The organism is Chitinophaga sp. YR627 (genome assembly GCF_900114995.1).
GTDB lineage: Bacteria > Bacteroidota > Bacteroidia > Chitinophagales > Chitinophagaceae > Chitinophaga.
Genome location: NZ_FOUX01000004.1, coordinates 1 through 25313, shown reverse-complemented (window position 1 = coordinate 25313; position 25313 = coordinate 1). Strand labels below are relative to the sequence as shown.

Below are 25313 nucleotides of genomic sequence, written 5' to 3'. Positions count from 1 at the left end.
GGTAAAACTACATTATCCCTGTTAAACTAAAACTGCGGACGCATTTTTTTGATCCTGTCCTCCAGTTTTTCGCTGGTCAGGTTTTCTCTTAAACTATCTACTTTTATCGGGAAACAGAAAGGGGTGAGACTTTCCGGTTCTGTAATGACGATATTACTGTTATAAATACGGTCCAGACTTTCCCGTAAACGGGCTTCTTCCATCTGGTAGAAAAATGCCTCGTTGAACGCCTGTCGTAACAAGAGGTTCTGCGGATCATAATCCTTGAATACATTGAACAGTAATGACGCAGAAGACTGCAGGTGCCGGCTGGCTTTATGCTTACCGGGATACCCCTGGAATATCAGTCCCGCGATCACGGCAATATCCCTGAATTTCCTGCGTGCCATTTCAGTGGAGTTCACACTTGCCTGCAGATCAATGGTCAGATTCTCCAGGGAAAAAAGATCATGTACATCTCCTTCACTGACAGGAATAGGCTGATCTGACAACAGTTCAAAGCCATAGTCATTCATGGCCATGGAAAAGGTGATCGGCTGCCGTTTACTGATACGATAGGCCAGCAGCGCTGCCATTACCTCGTGTACCAGTCGTCCTTCAAAAGGATAGACGAACATGTGGTAACCATCACGGGTATTGATCATTTCGATTAGCAGTTCATTGTCTTTCGGTATGTGTGAAAGCCGTTCCTGCAGGTCGAACAAGGGCTGTAATATTTTGATCTCCGGCATGTCTGATTTGCCGGATAATGCTTCGTTATAAGTGCGGCGCAGCATTTTTCCCAGATTGGCAGAAAGGGGTAAACGTCCCCCCATCCAGCTGGGTACAATGGCGCGTTTGGCGTTGGATTTACGTACCAGTACCGTCATGTCTTTGATCATGACAAATTCCAGTGTACGTCCACCAAGACTGAACGCGTCTCCTGGTTGCAGCCGGGCAACAAACCATTCTTCTATCATACCAATGAAACCGCCACTCATGAATTTTACTTTCAGCATGGCGTCGCTTACAATGGTACCGATATGCAGTCTGTGCCGCATCGCCAGCATACGGCTGCGACAGATAAAAAAGTTATCTTCTCTTTCCAGCTTTTTGAATTCATCATAGCTGTAAAGTGCGTCTCCACCCGTGCTTAGAAAGGCCAGCATCCAGGCCCATTCGTCTTCTGTAATATCACGGAAACAAAAGGTGTTGGTCACTTCCTCCCATATTTCATTTGCATGAAATCCATCGGAAATGCCTAACGTCATCAGGTATTGCAACAGTACGTCGTAAGCAAGTACGATCGGTATACGGCTTTCTACCAGTTGCTCTTCCATGGCAGCCTTCAGTGCAGCTGCTTCCACCAGTTCAAGACTGTGGGTAGGCAGAAACCATATTTTACTGGTTGCACCCGGCTGGTGACCGCTTCGGCCTGCGCGTTGCAGGAAGCGGGCTACTCCTTTCGGACTGCCGACCTGGATAACGGTATCTACCGGACGGAAGTCCACACCCAGATCAAGACTGGACGTGCAAACCACCGCTTTCAGTACGCCGGTATGCAGGGCTTCTTCCACCCACACGCGCAGTTCCATATCGATAGAGCCATGGTGGATCGCAATGGCGCCTGCCAGTTCAGGACATTGTCTTAATATTTCCTGGTACCAGATCTCCGTTTGGGAACGGACGTTGGTGAAGATGAGTGTTGTTTTGCTGTTCATGATCACCGGCAGCGCTTTATACAGCAACTTAGTACCTAAGTGACCCGCCCAGGGGAATTTTTCAATTTCATCTGGTAAGATGCTCTGTAATTCGATCTTCTTATCCAGTTTGGCGCGTACAATGACGGCCTCCGGATCAGGCTGACCGAGCAGTACGTCCAGCGCTTCATCCAGATTGCCGATCGTGGCAGATATACCCCATACTTTTAATGGCGGACGGCCTGCTTTTTTTGCCAGTCCACGAAGCCTGCTAAGACCCAGTTCCACCATAACGCCGCGTTTGCTGCCCAACAGTTCATGCCATTCATCAGCCACGACTGTCGTCAGGTGTGCGAATACTTTGGGATATTCTTTTTGTCCCATTAACAGGTGCAAACTCTCCGGTGTGATGAGCAGGATTTCCGGCATCATCTTTTTCTGCTGCTGACGGGTAGAGATAGGCGTATCACCACTACGGATGCCTACCTGCCAGGGCATATTGAGTTCCTGCAATACTTCCTCCATGGCACGGGCAATATCTTTCGCCAGTGCCCGTAGCGGAGTGATCCACAGCATTTGCAGGCCGTTCTTTGTTTTTTGCTGATAATCCTCCGGATGTTTGTTGATCCAGTCGATCACAACGCCCAGGAAGAGGGAGAAGGTTTTACCGTAACCGGTAGGGGCGTTGACAAGGCCTGATTTGCCCTGCATGTAATGTTTCCAGGCTTCTTCCTGGAATGTAAAGGGCTTTCTGTCTCTTGCAGCCAGCCATTCTATGATCACCTGCCATCCGCGCGCTTTGTTTTTCATCAGTTGATGAAATTAGTAAAAAAGGGAGAAATAACAGAGTTTTCAAATTGAGTAAATAGTTCTTTTTTGAGAACTTATTTTTGTTTGGGATAATAATGTTTTATATATATGTAATGCCGTATAACCGGGAGATAGACAAGGATTAACTAGGGACAATCAATTTTTTAAATCAAAATTGTAATTGACAATGACTGTTATTGCATTGAAAGCGATCAGGGTATTCGGCGCATATTATTCTTTAGCAATACTGCCTTTAAATGAATGGTATAAGAAAACAAAAGAGGCAGATTAGGGAGTTTTAGTGAATTGAAACAAACTTTTAATTCATATGATGTTATAGGTGATGACAGATATGTATTCAACATAGATGGAAATAATTATCGTCTCATAGCAATGATTCATTTCAAAAATAGAATCCTCTATATAAGAGACATACTGACACACGCGCAGTATTACGAACATAGAAAGAAAGAGACATTACAGAATTTGTAACTTTTTTATTCAACATACGCATATGGAAATAGAAACCAAACAGCAGTACTATGAGGCTATGACTGCGATAGAGTCATACTTGCAGAAGGGTTTTTCTAATCTTTCAGCAGAAGAGGATAAACATTTAAATGAGTTGTCCAAAGCGGCAGAGATATGGGAAATGAAAGAATATCCTATGCCAATCAAGCCTGATTTTAAGCAATTCTGCTTCGTATCATGACAATACATCACTTTAATCAAACGCAGCTTGCAATTGAACTGGAAATATCTAAGTCTCAGTTTTCGGAAATTCTGAGTGGCCGGAAAGCTCCTAATCTTAGTTTGGTTAAGAGCGTTCATGACAAGTTTCATATTGATGGAAATATTTTATTAAATAGCTTATAACAATTGGACCAACATAGTATTCAACCTTAGAGTTCTCTTATCTACATTTATTTTAGCCAACATTATTATTTCTTTATAAATCTCACTCTGCCGGTTTGAACCACCAGTGTATCTGCTGTGTGTATCGTATTCAGCACATCCGGATTAAACATATCCTGTACATTCCACTGCCCGATCTGACAACCATTGCGGTCAACAGCTGTCGTAAACACATAGGAAATAAGCGGCAGCGACAGATCATTTCCGGCTCTTTCTAATGTGAATTGTTGTGCGGTCTTACAGAGGGTGCAAAAGCCGCTGCTACAAGCTATCGTGTAGCAATAAGGTGTAGGCGCATATTTCCTTACAAGCAGCGGTACATTATTACATCCCAGTTCGCCGCCTGTAAAATATTGAAAAGCACTGGAATCTTTTTCTCTGAATAGCACAATATCATCATTTACGCTGACCAGTGTACCTTTTTTGGTAGCCTGGTAGTCCCGGCTACCGGAGTAACGTACCGTAACACTGTCGTCACTTACATAATCAATGCTAATACCATAGTCTAACTGACCGGTGCTTCCCGTCAGATTAAAAAGTGGTAATGACATATTCTGTCGATCAATGAATGCTTTAATAAAAGCAGGATCAGTGATCTTCGTATTCTTACTGTATAATACCACGGTACTTAATTCCAGTTTGTTTGAACTTTCATAAGTGCCGGAGACGATCAGTTCAGATTTATCTTTTTTGCAGGCATTTAATATCAGGGCACAGCAGATAAGTGTTAGCAATTTTTTCATGGGTATTATTGTTTGTAAAATTGGGAATAATTGTGCTGAACGATCAGGGTATCATTTTCTTTCAGCACGGTTTGTATATCAGGTCTGAATGCATCAGATAAACAGCAAAAGGTGGCAGCGTTACAGTATTTTATCCTCTTAACTCATCCAGTCGCACTTCATCCCTGCTGATCTGCAGCTGATGCATAATCCCACACTTCAGGGCATAGTTATCTTTCTGATGTCCTACCGGAAATCCAAAGCAAACCGGATAGGTGGAATCCTTTACTTTCTCCATCACGATATCATACACGGTACGTCCGAATTCTTCTCCCGGATCGTCTGGTTTGATACGATTGAAACCTCCGATGATCAGTCCTGCGAGATTGTCAAGTTTATGAGCACGCTGCAGACTGTTAAACATACGGTCAAGACTGTAGAGGTATTCGCCTACCTCTTCGAGGAACAGTATTTTCCCGATGGTATCCGGTTCTGAGTTAGTTGCCAGTACGCTCTGGATCATGGACAGATTACCACCGATAAGTATCCCTTTGGCAGAGCCTGTTCTGTTGCGGGAGTCAGAGAATGTTGTGTAATGGAGTTGCTGGCCACTCAGTGCATCTCTGATGGAAGAGATGGTTTGTTGTACGATCGGTTCGGCTGTGTTATAGTCATCCGGGAAGCTGTTGCACATCTTCGAATGTAGTGTAGCGATACCATACAAGCGGTTAATATGACAATGTAAAACGGTGATATCACTAAAGCCGATCACCCATTTAGGTTGTTGTATGAAGTGGGAAAAGTCAAGCTGATCTACGATACGCGCACTGCCATAACCACCCCGTGCACACATGATGGCTTTTATGGAAGGATCGTCGAGCATCGCCTGCATATCCTGCTGACGTTCTTTGTCGGTGCCGCCAAAACTGAAGTCTGCTTTGTTCACGGTATTACCTATACGTATTTTAAAACCCCAGCTTTCCATAATGCGTATGGCCGGTTTAATTTCTTCCAGTGTAATATGTCCGGCGGGGCAGGTAATACCGATCAGGTCACCCGGTTTAAGATAGGGAGGGATCAGCAGTCTTTCTTCATGTAGTGGGAGCGCTGCAGCGGCCTGTTGTAAACGTGCCAGCGCGGGAAGGGTAGTAAGGCCCGCAGTGGTGGCCAGCGCTGACAGAAAGTGTTTGCGGTTCATAACAGAAAAGTAAGCATTATTTGAATAAGGAAGTGGCCTGTTTTTTGTCTTTCTTTGTGTAAAAGAAGAACTATGAAACACCTTTACTTTCTTGCGGTGGCATGTATGCTCATGACGGCGCCGGCTTTTGCGCAGAATGCCTGGAAGATTCAGCCTGGTGAATATATCGGAAATACAAAACTGGGTGAAAAAGTAGAAGATATGTCCAAAGAGCTTGGCAATGCAGATGGTGGGGACGCTGCTATGGGGAAGGCCTGGGCCTTCTGGTACAGCCGCAAAAAAGATGACAGTATCGACTCCTCCAGATTCCTGGCAGTTTATTCCGTAAGACAGGAAGCAGATGGTAAAGAAGCAATGGTCGTAAAACAGGTACGTGTGAATACCGGTTCCTTTACAACCTCAAAAGGATTAAAAGTTGGCAGCTCTTATATCGAGATAAAAAAACTGTTCCCTGCTATAAAAGTAGTGGCACAGTATGAAGACAGGGTAAAAGGAAAGAAGATCACCGTATACGATGTGCGTAACTCCGGTATCGCTTTTGAAATGACGACAGAGAAAGGCAGAAAGGAAATCTGTTCTGCCATTACGGTACATCCAAAGGGAGAAAATGTAAATGCTTATATCCTTTTCCCAGGGTATGAAGGTCTCAGACAATTACAAAACTAATAGACCACTCTGTGTGTCGCCTTGATAACTGACATCACAAACACACTCTCCATGTGACGGATATTATCCAGCTCGCCTAGCTTGTTGACATTGAACTCATGGTAGGCGAGCATGTCTTTTACCTGTACTTTGAGCATGAAATCAAACTGACCGGAGATATTCAGACACTCCATTACTTCAGGGAAAGACGTGATCTCTTTGATGAATTTTGACCCCGCCTTTTTACCATGCTCTTTAAGGGAAATATAACATAAAACGGTCAGAGCTTTATCGATCTTGCTGGGGTCAACGATAGCAGCGTATTGCCTGATAACACCAGCCTGTTCCATTTTACGAATACGTTCATAGACAGGGGTAGCACTCAGGTTCAGCTTTGCTGCCAGGTCACGGATAGTCATTTTTGCATCTTCTTCCAGCAATTGCAGAATTGCTATATCCTTTTCATCCAGCGCAATGTTGTCGGTGGCACTATCTTTTTTGTTATTGCCCAGGTTGTTCATGTCAGTATAGAATAATGTTCCAATTAGAATGCAATAATAAGTACAATATACTAATTTGATTCATTAATCCCTGCCTTTTTATTATTGTTTATGCATTTGCAGTAGTTGCTGTAAATCAGTGAGTGTGTTGATCTCTGTGACTGGTTTATCCTTCCGCCAGCGTAATATCCGGGGAAAACGCAGGGCCACGCCTGATTTATGCCGGTTGGAGGCCGCAATACCCTCAAATCCGATCTCAAACACCAGTTCCGGTTTCACTGTCCTTACCGGACCAAACTTTTCAATGGAATTCCGCTTTACCCAGTTGTCTACTTCATTGATCTCCTTGTCCGTCAGACCGGAATAAGCCTTTGTAAATGACACCAATTGTTCTCCATCCCGGACGGCGAACGTGTAATCTGTGTATAAATTCGATCGCCGGCCGTGGCCTTTCTGGGCATATATCATGACTGCATCTATGGTCAGCGGGTCTATTTTCCATTTCCACCAGTCGCCTCTCTTACGTCCCACCTGATAAGCAGAATCCAGCTTTTTCAGCATCAGTCCCTCACTGCCTTTTTCCCTGGCCTGTAAGCGGAATGCTGCCAGTTCCCCCCAGTCATGGAAGGTAATGGCTGGGGAGAGACGCAGGGTGGGATGATTGATCTTTTCGACCAGTTGTTCCAGGAGCTGCCGGCGTTCCTGAAGGGCAGTGGTCCTGATATCCTGTCCTTCCCATTCCAGCAGGTCATAACTCAGGAAAGCGACGGGGGCTTCCTGTAATTGTTTACGGGTCACATTCTTTCTGCCGATACGGGTCTGTAAGGTTTGAAAAGGTAGGGGAAAGCCATCCGCAAAGGTCAGGATCTCTCCGTCCAGTACCGTGCCTTCGGGCAGCAGATCCAGGAGGGGCTGGTATTCCGGAAACTTTTCCGTGATCAGTTCTTCCCCACGTGACCATACAAACAGCTGTCCGTTTCGTTTGATGATCTGTCCGCGGATACCATCCCATTTCCATTCCGCCTGCCATTGCTCCGGCACACCCAGTTCGGCAGGGCCTGTTTCGAGGGCATAGGCGAGGTAAAACGGAAAAGGTTTGGAAGCGTCTGCTTCGGTAATATTTTCGCTTAATAATGCCTCGATAGTGGTTTTCTGAGGATCCCAGTTGCCGCTGATCATATGTGAGATGGTCGCCGCCGGAATATCGTAGGTTGCTGCCAGGGCATTGACCATCATCTTCTGCGATACACCGATACGGAAACCGCCTGTGATTAGCTTATTGAATACAAAACGTTCGCTGGTATCCAGTTCTTCCCAGGCTTTGAGGATGAAGGTCTGTTTGGTTGTTTCATCGGCTTTTTCCAGCTGTATCAATTGATCGATCCAGTAATGCAGGGGATGCACAGAAATGCTTTTCCCCGGAGGAAGCAGCAGTGCAATGGTTTCTGCCAGGTCACCCACGGTATGATAACACTCTTCATACAACCAGGATGGTAAACCGGTCATCTGTAAACACCAGGTACTGAGTTGTGTCGCATTGACAGTACGTTTAGGCCGGCGACCCGTAAAGAGCGCCAGTACCCATAGTCTGTCGGCGGCATCGGCGGTCGCCATATACTTGCTGAGTGCATCCAGTTTCTCATTGGTTTTGGTGCTGTTACTCAGTATTCTGATGAGTGTGGCAAATTCTTTCATAACCTGGCTTTATTGCTCATTGGGAGTGGTTTCCGGTATATTCAGTTCTTCATCTGTATCGCCATATTCTGTCTTTACTTCCTGGGCGGGAATGCCATTTTCTGTCAGATAGCGGGCGAAGGCGCTGCTGAAACCATGTGTGGTATACACCTTCTCAGCTCCTGTGGCTCTCACTGCCTGTAACAGTCCTGTCCAGTCGGCATGATCAGAAAGGGCAAACCCGGCATCTGCATTCCGGCGGCGCATATTGCCGCGTACCTGCATCCAGCCGCTGCATACGCCCAATGCATACGGGTTGAACCGCCGCATCCAGGAGGTATCAGCTGCAGACGGAGGGCCGATAATGAGGTTATTTTTATAGGCAGATGCGGGCGTTTCCGGGGTGATACGATGTATCTCCGGCAGGTCCCAGCCTTTTTCCCGTAATAGTTGGTGGGGAATATAGATGGCGCCATGCGCCCAGATCTGTTCTGTCACATCCCGCAGGTGGTATAACAGGCGTTGCGCTTTCCCAAGACTGTACCCCAGTATGACGCTGTTTTTGCCCGCTGCCTGGTTATCCTGTACCCATTGCCGGATGTTGCTGAAAATAACGGCCTGTGGTTGCCAGTTATATATGGGCAAACCAAACGTACATTCTGTAATAAACGTATTGCAGGGCACCGGTTCAAATTGTCCGGAAATACCATCATTTTCCACTTTATAATCCCCGCTGAAAACCCATACTTCATTACCCTGCTGGACCCGTACCTGCGCTGAGCCGATGATATGTCCTGCGGGATGCAGGGAAATACTGACGCCATTGTACCGTATCACTTCGCCATAGGCGACTCCCTGTACGCTGATATCCTGACCAAGTCGGAGTTGCAGCAGGTAAACGCTGTCGTGCTGACAGAGATAATGTTTGCTGCCATACCGGGCGTGATCGGAGTGTGCGTGGGTAATAACGGCCCTTTCCACGGGTTGCCAGGGGTCGATGTAGAAGTCGCCTGCCGGACAATAAATGCCTTTGTCGGTGAATTGGAGTACCTGCATATGGAGGATGATACAATTTTCATGCAAATGACCGGAAAGTTAGTCATTCGGGAGCAGGTACCCGAAAGGAAGTACGGATGGATGGTGGGTAAAAGAAAAGAGTGTGCCGGGAGACACACTCTTTTCTTTTATACGATATGTAAACAATGCTTACTGGAAATTCATCCTTACGTCTGCACTGTCATTTTTCTGAATGATATTGATGTTCTTGTTCTCAAAGTAATCAGGCATGGTAGAACCTTCTTTCAGGTATACCGGCTGATAATTTAAGTTATTGAACACTTTTTTAGAAGGATCGTTGATGCTTCCGTTGAAGTAAACACCTTTATCGGACAGCTGCTTCACAAAGTACCAGGTCAGTTCAAATCCTTTGAAGGCCATATCAGAAGGGCGGGATTTGTAAACGCGTTTGAAGTAATCTGTGATATAGCGGCTATAAGCATCCGTTTTATCATTGAAATACGGAGAGGTGTAATAGATCTGCATATCCTTCAGTTCAGGTTCTTTGAACTTCATCACGTCCCAGGTAGGCATACCATATACCTGAATGGGGTAGGTGGCTGTCTGTACACTCAGTTTACGCAGGATTGCTTTTGCATTGGTTTCATCCAGTGAAGCGACTACGCAAAGGTTCGGGCGATCGGTGAGCAGGAACTGAGACAGTTCGCCGTCAGTCATTGCATCACTCCATATCACTTCCCGGATACGTGATTTTTTACCGTTCTGCATTTTGTCATAGTCTGCTTTGAAGTCGGCTGCAAGGCGTTTTTCAAAAGGACTATTCTTATGGAACAGCAGGATATTCTTATTGGAAAATGCTTCCTGGAGATAACGGTGCAGGGCTTCTCCGTGCGTTCTGAGCATGCTGTTGGTGATCAGCAGGAACGGGTTTTCGGAGATACCGCCGTCATTCGGATAGGTGGCAGATACCAGGTTGATTTGTTTGTCTTTTGCGATGTTACTGAGTTCCTGGATCTCAGGTGCACTTACAGCAGCGATGATCAGGTCAGTGTTATCGAATGCCTTGTTTTTCTTCAGGCCATTGATATCATTTGTCTTTGATTTGCTGTCATAAACGAACACGTTGAGTTTCACCCCCTGCTGTTGCAGGCTATCCAGCGCAAGCTGTGCACCTTCGTAAAAATCAAGGCCTGACAGCACATAGCGTGGCAGTGTACGACCGGGAATTTCGGTACCATTGGTGAATACAGAATCAAGATAGAGAGGGGCGAAGAGTGCAACGTTATACACATCCTTTTTTACTTCACGGGCAAAGGCAGGTACGTTAAAAGGGGCTGCTTTTTCTTCCTTCTTTTTCTCTTCTTTTTTCTTCTCTTCCTCTTTAGGTTTTGTGACAGTTGTTGGCGGCGCAGTAGGGCTGCTGGTGCTGCTCTTGAATAGTGAACAGGCAGACAGCAGGACGGTCAGTGCACAGGCAGTGACTGTCAGACTGCATATTTTGGATTTACTCATAGCGATCATTAATTACAAAAATCGTTCCTGTATACAGCATAAGAAACGCTTAATGCTGTGGCTTAGATGTATAAGTGCCTCAGCATTAAGCGTTTCTATATACGGTGTAAAGGCTTTATTCCCATTCGATGGTAGCCGGTGGTTTTGAACTGATATCGTACACCACACGGTTAATCCCTTTCACTTTATTGATAATATCGTTGGACATTTTTGCCAGGAACTCATATGGCAGATGTGCCCAGTCGGCAGTCATACCATCTACAGAAGTCACGGCACGGAGTGCAACGGTGAATTCATAAGTTCTTTCATCTCCCATCACACCTACGCTCTGTACTGGTAACAGGATGGTACCTGCCTGCCATACTTTATCGTAGAGTTCAGCTTCACGCAGTCCGTCGATATATACCGCGTCTGCTTCCTGGAGCATTGCTACTTTCTCCGGAGTGATCTCACCCAGGATACGGATAGCCAGACCCGGACCAGGGAAAGGATGACGGCCCAGGAATATTTCGCTGATACCGATCTCGCGACCTACGCGTCTTACTTCATCTTTGAAGAGGAAGCGCAGTGGCTCAACCAGTCCCATATTCATTTTCTCTGGTAAACCGCCCACGTTGTGGTGGGATTTGATGGTTACGGAAGGACCATTCACAGAAACAGATTCGATCACATCAGGATAGATAGTACCCTGACCCAGGAAGGAGATGTCTGTCAGGAGGGTTGCTTCCTGCTGGAATACCTCGATGAAGAGACGACCGATGATCTTACGTTTCTTTTCAGGATCGCTTACGCCTTTCAGTTCTCCGAAGAAGAGATCTTTTGCGTTCACGCCCTTTACGTTCAGGCCCATATGTTTATAGGAATCCAGTACGCTTTCGAATTCGTTTTTACGGAGCAGGCCGTTATCCACGAATATGCAATACAGGTTGCTACCGATGGCTTTGTGGATCAGTTCTGCCGCTACTGTGGAGTCAACACCACCACTCAGCGCCATTACTACTTTCTTATCGCCTACCTGTGCTTTGATCTTTTCGATCGTTTCCTGTACAAAGGCTGCTGGCGTCCAGTCCTGTGCACATCCGCAGATGTGTACCAGGAAGTTGCGCAGCAACTGTTTACCTTCCAAAGAATGCGTTACTTCCGGGTGGAACTGCAGACCGAGGATCGGGTGTTTGGCAACTGTTTCAGATTTGAAAGCAGCAACCGGGATATTGTCGGTATGAGCGATGATCTCGAAACCTTCAGGCATTCTGACGATGGTATCTGAGTGGCTCATCCATACCTGGCTACGGGAAGAGATATCATACAGGAGCTTTTCTTCCTTGTTTCCGTGGTCCATAAAGGCACGACCGTATTCGCGGATGGAGCTTTTCGCCACCTCACCGCCAAATACTTTGGCTGTCAGCTGCGCGCCATAGCACACACCCAATACTGGTACTTTTGCCGCCATGGCAGCTATGTCAACCGTCGGAGCACCGGCATCGTTTACGGAAAACGGACTACCGGAAAGAATAATTCCCTTCACCGTGTCATCCCACTGGATAGGTGCGAGACAAGGCTTGATTTCACAATAAATGTTCAACTCCCTGATACTGCGGGCAATCAGCTGCGTGTACTGGGAACCAAAGTCTAGTATAAGTATCTTTTCTGTCATGGTGGTGCAAAGATAACGGCCAAATATGAAATCCCAAGTTGGAAAATGCGAATAGTCTGTAAGGGTTTGTTCTTATATTCGCGGGACACATGTTTTTTAATCGCCATTTTAAAACTCAACTAAATATCAACCAGCATGAAAAAAGTCCTCTATGTTTCAGGATTAGCCCTTGTATTGTTTGCTCTTCAGAGCTGCGGAGGTCGTCGCCTCAAAGGCAGCGGTAACGTCTCTACGGAAACCCGTTCAATCAATGGATCTTATGGTAAAGTTGCCCTGAAAGGGTCTATGGATGTGGAATTTACCCAGGGCCCGGCCCAGGCGGCCATTATTGAAGCGGACGACAATATCTTGCCCTATATAGAGCTGAACGTTCATGATGATGAGCTGGTGGTAGATCTGAAAGACGATGTCTCTATTAAGTCGCATCATGGTATCAAGATAAAAATAACAGCGCCTGATGTATATCAGTTGTCCCTGGCAGGCAGCGGTAATATCGTGGTGACCAATACCCTGGAAAATACTGAGCCTGTGCGCTTTAAGCTTACAGGTGCGGGGAATGTGGTGGCAGCGGTGAATAGTCCGAAGGTGATCGCTTCTTCTGCCGGTTCCGGTGATATTAAACTGACCGGTGAAACAAAAGATCTGGAGGTAAGTATGGCAGGAAGCGGTAATTTTGAAGGTAGTGAGCTGCATACGGAAAATACCAAAGTGACCATCGCCGGTAGCGGTAACGCAGATGTTCACGCCAGCGTGAAACTGAATGCGAAGATCGTTGGATCGGGAGATGTGGGCTATAAGGGAAGTCCTGAGGTGACCTCCAGTATTGCCGGCTCAGGGTCCGTACACAAGGATTAACAGCGATAAATTTTAATAAGGAAGCCAGACAGGGTAGCGTAAAACGTGATAGCCTGTCTGGCTTTTGTTTTTTACGAAGGACGAAATGTTAATAACTCATCATTTATTAATAGCGAAACAATGGAAAAACCAGCAATGAATGCAGCAGATGTAGCACGTCAGCTGCGCGAGCCGGCAGGTGAAGACGGCGTTAAGGTAGGATTGGCTATGAATAAGTCCAATGCCGCATTATATAATATGGTACTCGACTTCTTAGGACTGAAACCGGGAGATAAGGTACTGGAGATTGGTTTCGGGAATGGTTATTTTATCCCGGCTTTATTTGAAAAAGAAGCAGCTATCCGTTATACGGGACTGGATATGTCGAACCTGATGGTGGAAGAAGCCACCCGGGCAAATGATGCACGTATTGTAGACGGTACGGTGGAACTGCACCTGGGCAAAGCAGAAGCCATGCCTTTTGCAGATGACTCATTTACAAAGGTATTCGCGGCGAATGTGTTGTACTTCTGGGACGACCCTTCACTGGCTTTAAGGTCTATCTACCGGGTACTGGAAACAGGCGGAGAGCTGATACTGGCGATCCGTTCGGCGGAGTCGATGAGGCAGCTGCCGTTCAGCGGGCATGGGTTTACTTTATATAGTGTAGCCGATGCGGAAGCCCTGTTACAGAAAAATGGTTTTGCGGTCGCTGAGGTAATAACGGCAACGGAAGATGCCAAAACCCCACAGGGTGGCGGGGCTACTGTTCAGCTGGAGAATATTTGTTTACGGGGAATTAAAATTTAAGTACTCTTTAACATTTATGTTATGGCTCAGATAGCATCTTTCAGCATCTTTGTAACTGTAATACAACTTATTAAGTCCTTTGGCCACGGTACTGCTGTAAACAAATGCAGAGGATATGGCAGTACCTGGCTAGGGCACAAGACTAATTAAATACTTCTTTATATTTACGGCCCGCCGGAAAGTGTCAACACCTTCCGGCGGGCGTTTTTATTAGGGATTACAGCTATTCATATAACAAAAAAATATCTTTTACCTACAGTTGTTTTTCGTAAGTTTACGGCTTCAATTGTTGAACCTCCTATTCCTTTTATGATTGAACGACCTAAGATCCTGGTTGTATATTATACGCAAACAGGACAATTAAAGCGAATTGTCGATACGGTATTAGGCCCTTTACAGGATAAAGCAACCATCGTATACGAGGAATTGAAACCAGTGAAACCATTTGAGTTCCCGTGGAAGAAGCAGGTTTTTTATGATACAATGCCTGAAACGGTATTAGGTAAACCTGCTGCTATCGCTCCGCTGAAAGTGAACCCGGATGAGCATTTTGACCTTGTTATCCTGGCTTATCAACCCTGGTTCCTTTCTCCATCACAGCCTACGGCAGCATTTTTGCAGAGTGAATCAGCGGCACGTTTGCTGAAAGGTAAACCTGTGATCACGCTGATGGGATGTCGTAATATGTGGCTGAACGCACAGGAAAGCGTAAAGCAATATCTGCATAAGGCAGGCGCACACCTGGTAGGCAATATTGTATTGGTGGATAAATCACCTAACCTCGTAGCCCTGATCACAGTATTGAGATGGCAGTTCAAAGGAAAGAAAGAAGCAACCTCCCTGTTACCACCCGCAGGTGTACAGGAAGTGGATATTGTTGAATCCGTACGTTTTGCAGGTCCGATCGCTAAAGTGCTGGAAGACAGACAGTGGGACGCATTGCAGCCCCGGTTGCTGGAATTAGGAGCAGTGGATCTGCTGCCTAACCTGATCCTGCTGGAAGACAGAGGTATCAGGGCATTCCGCTACTGGTCAAAGTTCATCAGTGCGAAAGGTGGTCCGGGCGCCCCGGAACGTCAGGGCAGGGTATCTATGTACAGAGGATTACTGCTGATCGGCATATTCGTATTATCACCTATCGCCAAGATAACATCCATGTTCAAGCTCGCGTTAAATAAGGGTAAGCTCCAGGAAGATGTGAAGTACTATAAAGGTATACATCTGCGCTAAGTCTTCGGGATTGGTCATGTAATCAACTTATCGTACAATTATTGAAAGGGGACAACATGTAAACGACTGTTTTACGGTAATTTCCGTAGAGTATTCTATATTTACGGGCGTTTGTGTGTGAAAAAGTCGTGAAAAGGGGCAAACCGGACATTAGAGTAATTGACATAACCAGATGGGATACGCCTATCAGCTGAAAGACCGAGGAGCCTGCAACGGAAATATAAAAGGTTAACAATCAACAGCCAGTCTTTAAATTGGAGGATGGGCATCTACTTATAATAAAACAGGAATCTATTTCAAATGAAGGAAGTTTATATTACAAGGCTTGCTAAGTTTTTGCCAAATGAGCCAGTAGAGAATGATGAAATGGAAAGCATTTTGGGTTTGGTGGACGGAAAGCCTTCCCGTGCCCGTTTGAGAATTCTGGGAAATAATAAAATCAAGACCCGTTATTATTCACTGGATAAAGAAGGTAAATCTACTCACTCAAATGCTGAAATGACAGCTACGGCTGTAAACAGTCTGTTTGATGATAAATTCCCCCTGAGCCAATTGCAACTGCTGGCCTGCGGAACGACTTCCCCTGATCAGCTGCTGCCGAACCACGCCGCTATGGTGCATGGTTTGCTGAAATGCCAGCCGGTTGAACTGATCGCTGCTACAGGTGCATGTGCTGCGGGTATGCAGGCATTTAAATATGCCTGGATGTCCATCAAATGTGGTAACACCAGCAACGCTGTCAGCTCTGGTTCTGAGAAATTCTCCAGCTGGATGCTGGCAGAGAAATTCGAGCCTGAAGCAGAAAACCTGAAGCAACTGGAAAGCAATCCGATCATCGCTTTCGAAAAAGATTTCCTTCGCTGGATGCTGTCCGACGGCGCCAGTGCAGCCCTGTTCCAGGATAAACCAAACGAAGAGGGTCTGTCCCTGCGTGTGGACTGGGTAGAGATAGCATCTTATGCACACGAACTGGAAACCTGTATGTATGCAGGTTCCATCAAAAATGAAGACGGCAGCACTACAGGCTGGATCGATATGACACCGGACGAATGGGCACAGCACAGCGTATTCTCCTTCAAACAGGATACCCGTCTGCTGGGCGCAAACATTGTTCCTTCCGGTGCAAAAATGTGGAAAGAACTGGTAGAGCGTTATAACATTGACCTCGATAAACTGGACTACTTCCTGCCTCACCTGTCTTCCGAATTCTTCCGCTTTAAGATCGATGAAGAGATCACCCGTCTGGGCGTACCTATCCCGCAGGAAAAATGGTTTACCAACCTAACCAAAGTGGGTAACGTAGGTACTGCATCTCCTTATCTGATGCTGGAAGAACTGCTGAACAATGATATGCTGAAGAAAGGCCAGACAATTGTAATGATGGTGCCGGAGAGTGCAAGGTTCTCGTATGCTTATGCACACATTACGGTAGTATAATCAGACGATACTAAAAATTAGGGAATCAGGCATTAAGAATTAGGGATCGGCAATGGTATCAACCTGTTACCTTCATTTGATTTGACTATTACAGTGGTAAGACCATTTATAATAAGTGATTCAATTATAGCATTCATCACTAATTCATCATTCCTGATTCCTGATTGAAAAAGGAGCGAATGCTCCTTTTTGCATAAATACAGACACATGAAAAAAGAAGATGTTCCCCAGGATGGCAACAACATGCATGAAGGCAGTTTCAGGCAGTTGTTCTACGCGACTGACAACGCAGGCCAGTACGTACCGGTAACCAGTGTAGGCTGGGAACCTGAAAACGTCGCTATGCAACAGGCGTGGGAAGAGATCAATGAACGTGTGCAACAGGCCCGTGCCCGTGTGCTGGCCGGCGAGATCAGTCCGGTGGCATACTACATGGAAAAAACCATCATGGACCTGCCTTTACTGGCCAGCTATGTGGGTAAGTTTCAATGGCAGGTAAAACGCCATATGAAACCAGCTGTATTTAACAAACTGAGTGAGGGTATGCTGCGGAAGTATGCAGCAGCATTCAAGATCACCCTACAGGAATTGCAAAACATTAAATAAGCAGTGCCGGCCCCGCCGGACCAACCACTATAAATTATTACCCAAAATGGATGAGGTACTGGAAGTTATGAGTGATACGCAGTTTCATCACGCGCAGACAGCTCACTGTGAGAGTGGGGTCATTTCCAATATATTCCGTCACTACGGATTAGAGATCAGCGAGCCGATGGCCTTTGGTATAGGCGCCGGTATCTTCTTTGGTCACCTGCCTTTTGTAAAGGTGAACGGTGTGCCGGGTACTACCTATCGTGTGGTGCCAGGTGCTATCTTTAAAAGAGTGAGCAAACGCCTGGGTGTGAAAATAGAATCACAGACCTTTTCTAATCCGCAGAAGGGAATGGAAGCACTGGATCGCGTACTGGAACAGGGCAGACCCGTAGGGCTGTTATCCAGCGTATACTACCTCCCGTATTTCCCGCCAGCCTATCGTTTCCATTTCAACGCCCATAACCTGGTCGCTTATGGAAAGGATGGGGATAACTATCTTATCAGCGATCCTATTATGGAGCAGGTAACGGAGATCGATCCAAAAAGCCTGGCAGAAGCCCGCTTCGCGAAAGGATTTCCCGCTCCTAAAGGAAAGATGTATTACCCTGTTGAAGTACCTAAAGAGGTTTCTTTCGCACAGCCTATCCGTGATGGGATCAAACAGGCATGCAGTGATATGCTGAATATTCCGCTGCCGATGTTTGGTGTAAAAGGTATGCGTTTCCTTGCGAAACGACTGAAGCATTATCCGGAGAAAGTAGGCGACAGAAAAGCCGTTTTATACCTGGGGAATATTATCCGTATGCAGGAAGAAATAGGCACCGGTGGTGCTGGTTTCCGTTTCATGTACGCGGCCTTCTTACAGGAAGCAGCCGGTATTCTCAGAAGAGATGAATTATCTGAACTGTCAGCGGAGCTGACCCGTATCGGGGATACATGGCGCACCTTTGCATTCAATGCAGGCAGGGTATGTAAAAGCAGAAGCGCTAACAACGTATCGTATGGCGAACTGAGTGAAATGCTCATGCAATGTGCTGCTGAGGAAGAAGTATTATTCCGGAAATTGTCGAAAGTGAAATTATAATGACCAGCATGCTGGTGCAGGAGCTGCACAAAACATATAAAGGAGCGCTGGAACCATCTCTGAAAGGCCTTTCATTCAGCTTCCCCGAAGGAAGTATCGTAGGGTTGCTTGGACCTAACGGAGCGGGGAAGACGACTACAATATCCATCCTGTGCGGATTGGTAAAAGCAGATGCTGGTCAGGTACAGATATTTGATCAGCAACAGAACGCTGCCAACCGCGAAGCAATCAAAAAGCTGATAGGCGTCGTGCCACAGCAGATCGCATTATTTCCACACCTTACAGCGATTGAAAATCTCGAGTATTTCGGTAACCTGTACGGACTGAAAGGCAAGCCCCTGCGCAGCCTTATAGATCAGTACCTGCAGGCGTTCGGACTGGAAAAAGCGGGTCATAAACAGGTGCGTCATTATTCCGGAGGAATGAAACGACGTACCAATATCATCGCAGCTATCTTACACCAGCCCCGGTTGCTGATACTGGATGAACCAACCGCCGGCGTGGATGTACAATCGCGCACCATGATCCTGCAGTTCCTCCGTGAATACAATCAGCAGGGTGTAAGTATTGTGTATACTTCGCATCTGCTCGATGAAGCACAGACGATCTGTAGCGAAGTGGTGATCATCGATGAAGGACACGCAGTGGTACAGGGCGGTACAGCAGAACTGATTGCAAGGCATGACGATTGCCGTAACCTGGAAGACGTGTTCCTGCACTATACAGGACATGCATTAAGAGACTAATTAGAACCGGATGTTACGATTACTGGCTACTATACGGAAAGAATGGTTGTTACTGTTACGCGACAGAACAGGGCTGACCCTGCTCTTTGCTATGCCGGTCGTACTGATCACGGTAATGGCATTGATCGAGGATGCGCCTTTCCGTGATTACCAGGAGCTGAAATTTGATATCCTTACAGTGGATAATGATGGAGGACGTCTTGGAAAATATATTAAAGAAGGACTGGGACAAACAAGCCAGTTCAACGTGATAGATTCTGTGGAGGGGGCACCGGTGACGGAGCAGCAAGCCAGGTCATTGGTGAATGAAGGTAATTACCAGATCTGTATTATCATTCCGAAAGGCGCTACCGGCGCGATTGTCAGCAATGCCAACAAGATCGTGAATGATATTTCCCGCAGGATGGGCATGCCGGAGAATGTATTACCGGTGAGCAACAGAAAAGATTCACTGCATGTAACTGTATACTTTGATCCTGCTTCTAAAAAAGCGTTTAAAAGTGCGATCCATCAGGCGCTGGATAATTTCCTGACGCAGGTGGAAACAGATATGTTGCTGGAGAGAATCAAGAAACAACTGAAGAGAAAGGATGCAGGAGAGGAGAACGATTCGATGAACATACAGCTGAAGGCTGTAGGATTAAAAGAACAACTGACAGGACCGTCGCAGGAACTCGATGTGATCTCTAACTCTGTACAGCATAATGTGCCTGCCTGGAGCATCTTTGCGATGTTCTTCATCGTGATTCCGATAGCAGGTAATATGATCAGGGAAAGAGAGGATGGGAGTATGCTGCGGATGAAACTGATCCCTGGTTCCTATCTCGCTATTCTGGCAGGAAAGATGCTGTTCTTTGTGGGTGTTTGTGTGGTGCAGTTCTATCTGATGATGCAGGTAGGTATTTATCTGCTGCCATTACTGGGATTGCCGCAGCTGACACTGGGACAAAGCTTTCTGGCTGCATTTATTGTAGCTATTGGCATCGGACTGGCAGCTACCTCATATGGTATCCTGGTGGGTACAGTGTTTAAGACACCGAATCAGGCACTGAATTTCGGCGCTATTTCTATTGTGATCCTTTCTGCTATCGGCGGGATCTGGATCCCGCTGGAGATCATGCCTCCGCATATGCAAATGATAGGGCATTTATCACCGTTAAGCTGGGGACTGGATGCGATCAACGATATTTATCTGAGGAATGTGGGGGTGAGTCACATATGGGGCGATGTGGGTAAGCTGGTTGTGTTTGCGATTGTACTGTTATGTATAGCAGCGGGCATTGAGAAGAGAAGACTCAGCTAGTGGAACGATGTGTGAGTAAGCCACACATTGACTATTGACGGTAAAACTGTATTTTTACGGCTACCCTGGCAAAAAAATTGCTCAAGGAGGCCCGGGCTTCCTGAAAATAAGATGGAAGTATAAACCTGCAACAAACTATGGAAGAGTTAAAACAAAAATTGAAAGTTCAGATTATCGAGGCGTTGAACCTGCAGGATACCCGTCCTGAAGACATTGATGATAATGCGCCGCTGTTTGGCGATGGTCTGGGACTTGACAGCATTGATTCCCTGGAACTGATGGTATTACTGGAAAGATATTATCATATCAAAGTTGAAGATCCACGTGAAGGAAGAAAGATCTTACAGTCTGTACAATCCATGGCAGAATTCATCCAATCCAAACAACCTGCGTAAGCAGTACCTGGTATGGCGGAACGTGTGTTTATAACAGGAGTAGGGATGATCACCGCCATAGGTGATGATGTTGCCGGCAACCTTCGTAGTCTGCGTGCGCAACAGAGCGGTCTGGATTACACCAGGCAGCTGACTACTATTTACAAAGATGTATTACCTGTAGCTGAGGTAAAGCATACTACGCAGGAACTCAGTGAAATGGCTGGTGTAGCCGGAAAAGAAGGCTATACCCGTACGGCATTACTGGGGTTGATCGCGATGCAGGAAGCTTTGCGGCATGCAGGTATTACCGATATGCAGGATGAACCGGCCGGTTTTATCAATGCGTCTACTGTCGGTGGTATGTGTGATACCGAGAATGTGTATTTCGATATTGCCGATCCCGCTAAAACAGGAGATTTCATCAGATTTATCGATACCCTTGATTGTGCTGATTGTACCCAGCGTATCGCTGATACTGTCGGCATAGAAGGTCAAATAGCCACGATCAGTACCGCCTGTTCTTCATCTGCGAATGCATTGATGTATGGCGCCAGACTGATCAAAGCTGGGGTAGCGCGCCGCGTGATCTGCGGTGGTACCGAAGCGCTGACCCGTTTTACCCTTAATGGTTTCAATTCACTCAAGAATATTGATAAGCGCCCCTGTATGCCTTTTGATCAGGACCGTAACGGACTGAATCTGGGTGAAGGAGCCGCCTATCTTGTATTAGAAAGCGAATCGCTGGTAAAAGAGCGCAACGCAACGATCCTGGCCGCATTAGATGGTTATGCCAACACCAATGAAGCCTTCCATCCTACTGCTCCTTCTCCCGAAGGGGATGGCGCCTATGCAGCCATGAAAAGTGCGATGGAAATGGGCGGATGTGTGCCTGCGGATATTCAGTATGTCAATGTACATGGCACTGCTACCCTCAGTAATGATGTGGCAGAGGGCATGGCTTTACAGCGTTTATTCGGAGAGCAAACGCCTAAGTTCAGCAGTACGAAACCTTTTACCGGTCATACACTGGCAGCAGCGGGTGGGATAGAAGCGATCTATTCCGTACTCGCTATCCAGCATCAGTTAATATTTCCTAATCTCCATTTCAAAGATAAAATGGAGGAATTATACATCACACCGGAGACCAGTCTGCTGGAGGATTATCCGGTGCGTCATGTGTTATCCAACTCATTCGGTTTTGGTGGCAATAATGCCTCCCTGCTGATCAGCAAATATGAAGGGTAAGTGTTACATACAAGGAATGGCTGCAATTTCTCCCCAGCATACGTTTGAAGGAGATTTGCTGTCGCAGCCGATGGCCGTAACCCAGGGGAATATGCTTTCCTGTGTGGAGCCGGATTACCGTGCATTTATTGCGCCTAATAGTCTGCGTCGTATGACGCGCGTGCTGAAAATGGGCCTGGCCGCTTCCCTGAAATGTTTACAGGAAAGCGGTGTCGCTGTTCCCGGCGCTATTGTTACCGGTACAGGTAAGGGAAGTCTGCAGGATACAGAACGTTTTATCAAGGAAATACGCGACTTTGAAGAACGTGCGCTCAATCCGACGCCTTTCATTCAGTCGACTTATAATGCCGTAAACGGACTGATCGCATTACAACAGAAATGCACACAGTACAACAATACATTTGTACATCGCGGTTTCTCTTTTGAGCATGCGTTGCTGGACAGTATGCTGTTGTTATCAGAAGGTAAGCCGGATGTACTGGCAGGTGCATTTGATGAGATCACGACGGAGCACTTTTTCATTAAGAGCAGAATAGGACACTGGAAGCAGGAAACGATTGCCAGTGATACATTATATGAACATGTTTCTCCCGGTACGATTTCCGGTGAAGGAGCAGCATTCTTCTTACTGACGCCAACAGCGACAGCACAGAGTTATGCACAGTTAGGCGGTTTGCAGATGTTATACAAACCTTCGCCGGAAAAGCTGCATACAGCATTGGGACAATTCCTGGCGCAGCATGGTGTACAGCCGGAAGATATTGATCTGGTACTGAGTGGTGCAAATGCTGACAGCAATCATCTGCATTATTATGATGTATTGAACAGTTATGCTTTAAATACGCAGTTACCATTCAAACATCTCTGTGGAGATTATGAAACGGCGGGCGCCTTTGCATTATGGCTGGGTGCTGCTATACTGAAACAACAGCAGGTGCCGGCACAATGGTTTCCGATGCTGAAAGAACAGCCGCGAAAATTGCAGCATATTCTTATCTATAATCACTTCTTTGGAGAGCAGCATAGCTTTATGTTACTGCATAAAGTCAGTTAAGCATTCTTTCAATTGTTATTATAACGGCAAGAGGCGTCTACCTTCAGGTGACGCCTCTTGCCGTTTATGATCCGCAGCTATTTTCGCTGCATAGTACAATGCTTAATGTTTGATGAGCCTGAACACCGGATATCTCATATACCCTGGTTCTGCATACGGGGAATGCTCATATACATATCTCAGCTGTGCTTCTCCGCTTTTAGCGAAACTGCTGTCAGCCGCTCTTTTCTGTTTCATCTCCTCCTGTAATGCAGGATTAGATTGCAGATAGGTGGCTGCGATATCTTCAAACACATAAGGAGAATAGCCTTCTTTACGCGCCAGGATAGGATCGAAGAAATTCCATGCAAAGAAGGAATCTCCACCCGTTGGCTCCAGTGTCTCCATGAGATAACGGTTGGCTACCTGATTCATCGGAATGTAATAATCTCCTTTACGGAAGTGGATGCTATCCTTTGTAATGGTCAGTTTTACGCCGCTATGCAGGTAATGACCTTCATAGGGACGTTGTGCTGTTTTATAATCGGCGATATGATAAGTCTCTACCAGAATAGTGGTGTCCTGTGACAAACGTCGCATTTGTACGGCGTTATTTTTCAGAAGGTCCAGTACGTTCCACCAGCCCTGCGGGATAATGTAGGCTTCCGGTTTCTGTATGAAGTTACCCGCTACTACGTTGTCGAAGAACTTCACCTGTTTCTCAAAAGGTTTACTACGATCGTAAAATAGACGTGGTTCTCCGGAGATATCACTGGGTTTGTGAATAGCCACATATCCCTTGAAATTGATCATGCTGTAGTGAGTGGTATCCACGTTCCACTCCAGCGGAAAACGATCCTGTGTTTTTTCCTGTTCCTTTGTTTTTGCACGCAGGGTTTTGATCTCTTCACTGTGCTGGCTGACGAAACTGATGAAAGATTCCATCAGGGCATAGGTGGCCTGTACCCTTTGCGGATAAGGTTTCAGCATATGTGTTTCGGGCACAAAACCGAAGGTATGGAAAAGGGTGGTGTAGCCACTGGAATAACGCGGACCATCCGCATAGGTGATCCAGCCGTTTTCCGGCGTTTCACCAAAGTGATTGACATAGGGCACCAGGTCGTATCCTTTTTCTTTCATGAGCCGGTAGATGCCGGGTTCAAATTCCTGGTGCAGGAAGTTGCCCATAACGCCGCCCATTTTGTTATGCTCTGTGGATAAGAGCGTCATAATATGCTGGTAGTCGGCTCCGTTGCTGACATGGTTGTCGATAAAGACGTCCGGATCTGTCAGCTGATAGATCTGCTGGAAGGAGCGGGCGTTGCGGGAGTCGGCTTTTATAAAGTCGCGGTTCAGGTCATAGTTGCGGGCATTGCCACGGGAACCAAAGGCCGCGGGACCATTCTGATCGACCCGGTAATCGGTGCTGCGGTTCAGGGCGCCGCCGATATTATACACTGGAATAACGGCCAGGACGATGTTGTCCGGCAGTTTCTTTTTACCAAGCGCCAGGTCGCGTAATAATAGCATGGATGCGTCAATACCGTCTGGTTCGCCGGAGTGAATACCGTTGTTAACCAGTATGATACGTTTGTTTTTCTGGCGAAGGCTGGTAAAATTGAAATCACCCGAAGGAGAGTAGATGACCAGGTGTAATGGCAGACCGGCATCTGTATTTCCCATTTCCTTCATCAGGATCTGTGGAAAACGTTTATCGAGCTGTTGATAGTAGGCGATACATTCTGCATAGGTTGCCGTTTCCTGCCCCTGTGTTTTTTCAAAACGGGTGGTCAGGTTCTGTGCGGCAACAGAGTAACAGCAACAGATGATGACGGCGATATGGAAGAGTTTTTTCATCTAAATAAGATACGTATTGTGATTTTGGTTAATTAATAATATTCAGTGAATGATTAACTGAATTTCGGCCAGACAGTAAAGTTATTTCATAGTTGCGAGGAAAGAAAGAGTAGAAAAACGTATTTTTTGACTCGTAAAATAAGGGTTTGATATTGGTTTAATATTCTTTATCCTACGTTAATCTTACGTTCCGGAACGTAGGATTAACGTAGGATAAAGAATATTGAAACGGCATCTGTATGATCCTGAAATAGGTTTACACCTTAAAAAGTGTAAAACATGCAAAATTCAAACAATGAGGGACGTAAAGGGCGTCTAGGAATGCAATTTCAATATGAGCAGTCATTCATGAATAAAGTCGTAGCCGAATATATGGCTGGGGACCAAAGCATGAGCCAGGTGGCTGCTCGTTATAAGATTACAAAATCACAAGTAGC

The 25313-nt window shown here is 46.2% G+C and carries 22 protein-coding genes and 1 pseudogene; 14 read left to right on the top strand and 9 right to left on the bottom strand.

Features of this window, described 5'->3' with window-relative positions:
- Positions 1-26: 26 nt before the first annotated feature.
- Entirely contained in the window at positions 27-2489 is a 2463-nt protein-coding gene (locus BMZ72_RS20700) for a ligase-associated DNA damage response DEXH box helicase (RefSeq protein ID WP_089811634.1), read from the bottom strand.
- 291 nt (positions 2490-2780) lie between these two features.
- On the opposite strand from BMZ72_RS20700, the pseudogene BMZ72_RS37205 reads away from it, so the two are divergent.
- Both BMZ72_RS37205 and BMZ72_RS20690 read left to right on the top strand, forming a co-directional pair.
- Positions 2781-2981, top strand: a pseudogene (locus BMZ72_RS37205) (type II toxin-antitoxin system HigB family toxin); the annotation flags it as partial.
- A 22-nt stretch (positions 2982-3003) separates the two neighbouring features.
- Positions 3004-3201 carry a hypothetical protein gene (locus BMZ72_RS20690; protein ID WP_089811633.1) on the top strand — a complete coding sequence of 66 codons (198 nt, stop codon included), beginning with the start codon at positions 3004-3006 and terminating at the stop codon, positions 3199-3201.
- Positions 3202-3430: 229 nt separating this feature from the next.
- Here BMZ72_RS20690 and BMZ72_RS20685 read toward each other — a convergent pair whose 3' ends face one another.
- Positions 3431-4147 (bottom strand): hypothetical protein, encoded by a 717-nt coding sequence (locus tag BMZ72_RS20685; protein ID WP_089811632.1) that lies wholly within the window; start codon positions 4145-4147, stop codon positions 3431-3433.
- Positions 4148-4277: 130 nt separating this feature from the next.
- Positions 4278-5324 (bottom strand): S66 peptidase family protein, encoded by a 1047-nt coding sequence (locus BMZ72_RS20680; RefSeq protein ID WP_089811631.1) that lies wholly within the window; start codon positions 5322-5324, stop codon positions 4278-4280.
- Between the two features lie 72 nt (positions 5325-5396).
- Here BMZ72_RS20680 and BMZ72_RS20675 point away from each other — a divergent pair, with 72 nt between their 5' ends.
- A complete protein-coding gene (locus BMZ72_RS20675) occupies positions 5397-5990 on the top strand; it encodes a hypothetical protein (protein ID WP_089811630.1) in 594 nt (197 codons plus the stop codon).
- Here BMZ72_RS20675 and BMZ72_RS20670 read toward each other — a convergent pair.
- From BMZ72_RS20670 to guaA, 5 genes are all read right to left on the bottom strand, one after another.
- Positions 5987-6490 carry an Lrp/AsnC family transcriptional regulator gene (locus tag BMZ72_RS20670; RefSeq protein ID WP_012794422.1) on the bottom strand — a complete coding sequence of 168 codons (504 nt, stop codon included), beginning with the start codon at positions 6488-6490 and terminating at the stop codon, positions 5987-5989. The two genes, BMZ72_RS20675 and BMZ72_RS20670, sit on opposite strands and share 4 nt — an antisense overlap.
- Positions 6491-6571: 81 nt before the next feature.
- Positions 6572-8164, bottom strand: coding sequence for an ATP-dependent DNA ligase (locus BMZ72_RS20665; RefSeq protein ID WP_089811629.1), 1593 nt, complete (start codon positions 8162-8164; stop codon positions 6572-6574).
- Between the two features lie 9 nt (positions 8165-8173).
- Positions 8174-9199, bottom strand: coding sequence for a ligase-associated DNA damage response exonuclease (locus tag BMZ72_RS20660; protein ID WP_089811628.1), 1026 nt, complete (start codon positions 9197-9199; stop codon positions 8174-8176).
- A 150-nt stretch (positions 9200-9349) separates the two neighbouring features.
- A complete protein-coding gene (locus tag BMZ72_RS20655) occupies positions 9350-10672 on the bottom strand; it encodes an ABC transporter substrate-binding protein (RefSeq protein WP_177222867.1) in 1323 nt (440 codons plus the stop codon).
- Positions 10673-10787: 115 nt separating this feature from the next.
- On the bottom strand, positions 10788-12326 hold the full coding sequence (guaA, locus tag BMZ72_RS20650) for a glutamine-hydrolyzing GMP synthase (RefSeq protein ID WP_089811626.1): 1539 nt from the start codon (positions 12324-12326) through the stop codon (positions 10788-10790).
- A gap of 135 nt (positions 12327-12461) precedes the next feature.
- Here guaA and BMZ72_RS20645 point away from each other — a divergent pair, with 135 nt between their 5' ends.
- The 11 genes from BMZ72_RS20645 (at position 12462) to BMZ72_RS20595 (ending at position 23040) form a co-directional block, all read left to right on the top strand.
- Complete coding sequence (locus BMZ72_RS20645) at positions 12462-13181, top strand: head GIN domain-containing protein (RefSeq protein ID WP_089811625.1); 720 nt, start codon at positions 12462-12464, stop codon at positions 13179-13181.
- A 120-nt stretch (positions 13182-13301) separates the two neighbouring features.
- On the top strand, positions 13302-13970 hold the full coding sequence (locus BMZ72_RS20640) for a class I SAM-dependent methyltransferase (protein WP_089811624.1): 669 nt from the start codon (positions 13302-13304) through the stop codon (positions 13968-13970).
- 309 nt (positions 13971-14279) lie between these two features.
- Positions 14280-15200, top strand: coding sequence for a hypothetical protein (locus BMZ72_RS20635; RefSeq protein WP_089811623.1), 921 nt, complete (start codon positions 14280-14282; stop codon positions 15198-15200).
- A 300-nt stretch (positions 15201-15500) separates the two neighbouring features.
- Positions 15501-16637 carry a dialkylresorcinol biosynthesis protein DarB gene (locus BMZ72_RS20630; protein WP_089811622.1) on the top strand — a complete coding sequence of 379 codons (1137 nt, stop codon included), beginning with the start codon at positions 15501-15503 and terminating at the stop codon, positions 16635-16637.
- Positions 16638-16844: 207 nt separating this feature from the next.
- Positions 16845-17243 (top strand): flexirubin biosynthesis protein DarG, encoded by a 399-nt coding sequence (locus BMZ72_RS20625; protein ID WP_089811621.1) that lies wholly within the window; start codon positions 16845-16847, stop codon positions 17241-17243.
- Positions 17244-17289: 46 nt separating this feature from the next.
- Positions 17290-18315 carry a BtrH-related acyltransferase DarH gene (locus tag BMZ72_RS20620; RefSeq protein WP_089811620.1) on the top strand — a complete coding sequence of 342 codons (1026 nt, stop codon included), beginning with the start codon at positions 17290-17292 and terminating at the stop codon, positions 18313-18315.
- Positions 18315-19061 carry an ABC transporter ATP-binding protein gene (locus tag BMZ72_RS20615; protein ID WP_255373253.1) on the top strand — a complete coding sequence of 249 codons (747 nt, stop codon included), beginning with the start codon at positions 18315-18317 and terminating at the stop codon, positions 19059-19061. The genes BMZ72_RS20620 and BMZ72_RS20615 overlap by 1 nt, the downstream gene beginning before the upstream one ends.
- Before the next feature lie 10 nt (positions 19062-19071).
- Positions 19072-20364 (top strand): ABC transporter permease, encoded by a 1293-nt coding sequence (locus tag BMZ72_RS20610; RefSeq protein ID WP_089811619.1) that lies wholly within the window; start codon positions 19072-19074, stop codon positions 20362-20364.
- 137 nt (positions 20365-20501) lie between these two features.
- Positions 20502-20759, top strand: a complete 258-nt coding sequence (locus BMZ72_RS20605; RefSeq protein WP_089811618.1) for a phosphopantetheine-binding protein — start codon at positions 20502-20504, stop codon at positions 20757-20759.
- Positions 20760-20771: 12 nt separating this feature from the next.
- Positions 20772-21986 (top strand): beta-ketoacyl-[acyl-carrier-protein] synthase family protein, encoded by a 1215-nt coding sequence (locus BMZ72_RS20600; RefSeq protein WP_089811617.1) that lies wholly within the window; start codon positions 20772-20774, stop codon positions 21984-21986.
- Positions 21987-22002: 16 nt separating this feature from the next.
- The gene (locus BMZ72_RS20595) at positions 22003-23040 is read left to right on the top strand and encodes a beta-ketoacyl synthase chain length factor (protein WP_177222866.1); all 1038 of its coding nucleotides are present in this window, start codon (positions 22003-22005) and stop codon (positions 23038-23040) included.
- Positions 23041-23142: 102 nt separating this feature from the next.
- Here BMZ72_RS20595 and BMZ72_RS20590 read toward each other — a convergent pair whose 3' ends face one another.
- Positions 23143-24876 (bottom strand): M14 family metallopeptidase, encoded by a 1734-nt coding sequence (locus BMZ72_RS20590; protein WP_089811615.1) that lies wholly within the window; start codon positions 24874-24876, stop codon positions 23143-23145.
- Positions 24877-25313: the final 437 nt, after the last annotated feature.

Excerpts from the sequence above, each read along its gene's own strand:
- BMZ72_RS20700 (WP_089811634.1), bottom strand. The coding sequence starts at position 2,489 with ATGAAAAACAAAGCGCGCGGATGGCAGGTGATCATAGAATGGCTGGCT.
- BMZ72_RS20690 (WP_089811633.1), top strand. The coding sequence starts at position 3,004 with ATGGAAATAGAAACCAAACAGCAGTACTATGAGGCTATGACTGCGATA.
- BMZ72_RS20685 (WP_089811632.1), bottom strand. The coding sequence starts at position 4,147 with ATGAAAAAATTGCTAACACTTATCTGCTGTGCCCTGATATTAAATGCC.
- BMZ72_RS20680 (WP_089811631.1), bottom strand. The coding sequence starts at position 5,324 with ATGAACCGCAAACACTTTCTGTCAGCGCTGGCCACCACTGCGGGCCTT.
- BMZ72_RS20675 (WP_089811630.1), top strand. The coding sequence starts at position 5,397 with ATGAAACACCTTTACTTTCTTGCGGTGGCATGTATGCTCATGACGGCG.
- BMZ72_RS20670 (WP_012794422.1), bottom strand. The coding sequence starts at position 6,490 with ATGAACAACCTGGGCAATAACAAAAAAGATAGTGCCACCGACAACATT.
- BMZ72_RS20665 (WP_089811629.1), bottom strand. The coding sequence starts at position 8,164 with ATGAAAGAATTTGCCACACTCATCAGAATACTGAGTAACAGCACCAAA.
- BMZ72_RS20660 (WP_089811628.1), bottom strand. The coding sequence starts at position 9,199 with ATGCAGGTACTCCAATTCACCGACAAAGGCATTTATTGTCCGGCAGGC.
- BMZ72_RS20655 (WP_177222867.1), bottom strand. The coding sequence starts at position 10,672 with ATGAGTAAATCCAAAATATGCAGTCTGACAGTCACTGCCTGTGCACTG.
- guaA (WP_089811626.1), bottom strand. The coding sequence starts at position 12,326 with ATGACAGAAAAGATACTTATACTAGACTTTGGTTCCCAGTACACGCAG.
- BMZ72_RS20645 (WP_089811625.1), top strand. The coding sequence starts at position 12,462 with ATGAAAAAAGTCCTCTATGTTTCAGGATTAGCCCTTGTATTGTTTGCT.
- BMZ72_RS20640 (WP_089811624.1), top strand. The coding sequence starts at position 13,302 with ATGGAAAAACCAGCAATGAATGCAGCAGATGTAGCACGTCAGCTGCGC.
- BMZ72_RS20635 (WP_089811623.1), top strand. The coding sequence starts at position 14,280 with ATGATTGAACGACCTAAGATCCTGGTTGTATATTATACGCAAACAGGA.
- BMZ72_RS20630 (WP_089811622.1), top strand. The coding sequence starts at position 15,501 with ATGAAGGAAGTTTATATTACAAGGCTTGCTAAGTTTTTGCCAAATGAG.
- BMZ72_RS20625 (WP_089811621.1), top strand. The coding sequence starts at position 16,845 with ATGAAAAAAGAAGATGTTCCCCAGGATGGCAACAACATGCATGAAGGC.
- BMZ72_RS20620 (WP_089811620.1), top strand. The coding sequence starts at position 17,290 with ATGGATGAGGTACTGGAAGTTATGAGTGATACGCAGTTTCATCACGCG.
- BMZ72_RS20615 (WP_255373253.1), top strand. The coding sequence starts at position 18,315 with ATGACCAGCATGCTGGTGCAGGAGCTGCACAAAACATATAAAGGAGCG.
- BMZ72_RS20610 (WP_089811619.1), top strand. The coding sequence starts at position 19,072 with ATGTTACGATTACTGGCTACTATACGGAAAGAATGGTTGTTACTGTTA.
- BMZ72_RS20605 (WP_089811618.1), top strand. The coding sequence starts at position 20,502 with ATGGAAGAGTTAAAACAAAAATTGAAAGTTCAGATTATCGAGGCGTTG.
- BMZ72_RS20600 (WP_089811617.1), top strand. The coding sequence starts at position 20,772 with ATGGCGGAACGTGTGTTTATAACAGGAGTAGGGATGATCACCGCCATA.
- BMZ72_RS20595 (WP_177222866.1), top strand. The coding sequence starts at position 22,003 with ATGGCTGCAATTTCTCCCCAGCATACGTTTGAAGGAGATTTGCTGTCG.
- BMZ72_RS20590 (WP_089811615.1), bottom strand. The coding sequence starts at position 24,876 with ATGAAAAAACTCTTCCATATCGCCGTCATCATCTGTTGCTGTTACTCT.